This window comes from Methylobacterium sp. J-026 (genome assembly GCF_022829585.1).
GTDB lineage: Bacteria > Pseudomonadota > Alphaproteobacteria > Rhizobiales > Beijerinckiaceae > Methylobacterium.
In genome coordinates this window covers 1-2,808 of record NZ_JAKSYC010000256.1, presented here as the reverse complement: position 1 = coordinate 2,808, position 2,808 = coordinate 1, and the positions used below count along the sequence as shown (strand labels likewise).

Genomic DNA, 2,808 nt, shown 5'->3' with positions numbered 1-2,808 from the left:
GCGAGGGCAAATGCCGGCGCGGTGACACGTTGTAAATGTATCCACGGATCGCCTTTTAATTGATTCGCCTCGGTATGAATTAGCTTCATGCCAGCGAATATACTGACTGCCGCAATAAGCATGTCAAACAGATTTTAAGCTGTATTAATTGTTGCTGGAGCAATGGCCGATCGGAGCATTGCATTAGATTCTACCAGCCGATCAACGCGACAATTTTTGATGGCAGACGGTGCGGTGTTTAATGACTGATTATGACCGAAAGCCGCTGGTCCGCTTCCCGACATGACCCTGACCCAGCAAACTGGTCCGCGCTGAGCGCAAGTTTTTCGGGCATCCTGAACCCTGAAGGAGGGTGGATGCCATGCCTCGCAAACGCTTCACGAACGAACAGATCGCCTTCGCCCTGCGGCAGGCGGAGAATGGTGCGACGGTGGACGAGGTCTGCCGGAAGATGGTTGTGTCCGAGCCGACGTTTTACCGGTGGAAGAAGCAGTTCGTCGGCATGGGCGTGCCGGAGATCCGTCGGCTCGCCTTGCACGAGCGTTCCATCTGCGGTTCGGCGGTCCAGCAGACGCTGCAAAAAAATCAGGTTCGTCGCCAGCGTGTACAAGTTGGTCGATGCGGGCTCGCTGGTCCAATCACCGCCATGATCCGGTGCCCCGCGTGTCATCGCTCTGTACCCAGCTGCACCGCAGGCCGGAGCGGAGGCAACTCGGCCAGTTCCAGCAGCACGCGCGCGCCCCTGATCGCAGCCATCGTTGCTCGAGAGGCTTCGTGCTCGCGAGCCTCGGCCTCTAATTCACCGAGGCGTTTGGCGAATAGCTTTGCCCGACGTGAGTTGTTGGGCTCCGGCATCTCGCCAAGCAAGTCGATCAGCGCTGCCATGAAAGCGCATGCTGATTTGGCAGTTGGAGTGGTGTCGGCTGGCACGATGCATTCCTGGGCCTACCACAAAACATATCTTATGACCGATACGTTGACATATGCACCTGCATTTGATGGGATCGATGCACGTTTTCATCGAGAAATTTGGATAGTGTCCTGAAGATTGTCACCTTCATCCTGATGTGGCTTTCCTGTGATGACAGGTATAGGGACGGGACCCTTGCCAGACATAGAGAACGGTTCCACCCACGACTTCACAGCGTGCCCGGAATGCGTTGTATGTGCTAGATGCGCTTAGAGCTGTGAGAATGGGCGAGGCTGCCGCCAGCAGGGCAATGCCGCCACACAGGGACAACACGAGCCAATTTATGGCGCCGAGAGCGGGGCGCCTTGGTTCCTCCGTCTTCTCGTACATCGGCGGTACGGGCGCCAGGAAGGCCAGGGTCATGCCGGCCCAAGCGAGCATAGCCATAATCTAACGGAGCCTGTGAACGGCCGCAGGCTGCTTGGCGTGGACGCTCGGCTCTCCCCTCTGCGCCAAGGCGACGAGACCCACGAACGGACCGAGGCTGAGTACGAGGAGCAGGAGGATTGCCGTTACAGCTTGAGGATGCCGTCCGGCTATCTGGATCACCGCGCAGCCGGAGGTGAAGATCGAGGCCAGCAGGATCGCGAACGCTTGCTCATTCATGGCGTGATTTGCCCCTTTTGGGGTTCGGTCCCGCGCTCACGCGACTGCATACGTGAACGGACCATCCTTCGGTCCAACCTCCGTCCGATCCCCTAGGACACGACGGCCTGAGGCGATGATTTGGACGGTCTGTCGGCTATGGCATTCCCTCCGCGCCATGGCCTCCAAATCACGCAGATATGATATCAGCAATGCATGTGGAATATTATCTGTGTTAAGTGCCTCGCCTACTTTTGACGAAACGTTATGCTCAAGATCGACCCAGAAATTGCTGGGATTTTCCGTTCGATGGGTCATGGATACCACTCGGTCTGAAGGTGCAGACCCTTGTTGGCCATCAACAGCTTAAGCAACTCATCGAATGATGGGTTTGCATCATTTTGACGGACAGCTTTACCATCAGCGAGCAAGCCGCCTTCACCGCCGGCTTCGAGACCGCCCGCCAGATGGCGCTCGCCGCCGCCGTGACGACGGAGACCCGGGACGACGCCCGAGAGGTCCGCCAGCAGACCGCCATTGCAGCGCTTTACGGGCTCGCGGCCGGGCTGCACGCAGCATTCATCGCCCCGCCGACCGAGACCGATCCCCTGCGCCGCATCATGGCGACGATCGCCGCGGACCCGGCCAAGAGCGGCACCGTCGCGTGCCCGACGTGGCAAGGGTTGGTTGGCTTGGGTTCGGGAAAGCAGCAACGGCCACCTTCACGGCCAGTGCGAGACGACCGGATGCCTCCGGTCGATGCAGTAGGCCAATCCTGTTGTTAGGTGTTATCTATCGAGCGGCCCAATTGGATAGGGATTATCCAAGACCTTTACTCTCACCTCGCAAAGCTTGAGGGCGCAGTTCGCGGTCCGAAGTTTCGCCCTGTCCGCCTGGCGCTCCAGCTCGGTCGCGCTCGAAGACAGATACGACGTTGTCGGCGATCAGGGTGGCAAACCGCCCCACTTCAGCCCGGGATCACGTCTGGCACGATCCGCGGGATCAGGAAGGTAACGCCCATAGTCGTATTGCGACGCCACACGACCTTGACTGGCAGTGCGGTGCTGGCCCTGCCGATCGAGAGATCGAACGTGTTCGGCACTTTCATGCCCGCGGCGAACAGGATGCATGCGCCGTTAGAGCTGTGGTTGAGCACCAGGCAGGGGGATTGAACGGGGGTGCCCGCGAACGACGCGCGTCCCTCCAACGTTGACGTTACACGAAGCTTGGCGCGGCGCTCTAACATCACGATG

General features: G+C 59.1%; 3 protein-coding genes and 1 pseudogene. 2 read left to right on the top strand and 2 right to left on the bottom strand.

Annotation, left to right across the window (positions count from 1 at the left end):
- Nucleotides 1-361: 361 nt before the first annotated feature.
- Nucleotides 362-529 (top strand): annotated as a pseudogene (locus MKK69_RS22065) (transposase); the annotation flags it as partial.
- 831 nt (nucleotides 530-1,360) lie between these two features.
- On the opposite strand, the gene MKK69_RS22060 reads toward MKK69_RS22065, so the two are convergent.
- Complete coding sequence (locus MKK69_RS22060; RefSeq protein WP_243971469.1) at nucleotides 1,361-1,576, bottom strand: hypothetical protein; 216 nt, start codon at nucleotides 1,574-1,576, stop codon at nucleotides 1,361-1,363.
- Nucleotides 1,577-1,956: 380 nt separating this feature from the next.
- Between MKK69_RS22060 and MKK69_RS22055 the strand changes: the two genes are divergently transcribed.
- Nucleotides 1,957-2,340: a hypothetical protein gene (locus tag MKK69_RS22055; RefSeq protein ID WP_243971467.1), complete on the top strand. Its 384-nt coding sequence runs from the start codon at nucleotides 1,957-1,959 to the stop codon at nucleotides 2,338-2,340.
- Nucleotides 2,341-2,522: 182 nt separating this feature from the next.
- Here the strand turns inward: MKK69_RS22055 and MKK69_RS22050 are convergent.
- Nucleotides 2,523-2,808: hypothetical protein (locus tag MKK69_RS22050; RefSeq protein ID WP_243971465.1), on the bottom strand; the 286-nt coding region annotated here is incomplete at its 5' end.

What these genes read in the sequence shown, in the direction of transcription:
- MKK69_RS22060 (WP_243971469.1), bottom strand. Translation starts at nt 1,576, where the DNA reads ATGAATGAGCAAGCGTTCGCGATCCTGCTGGCCTCGATCTTCACCTCC.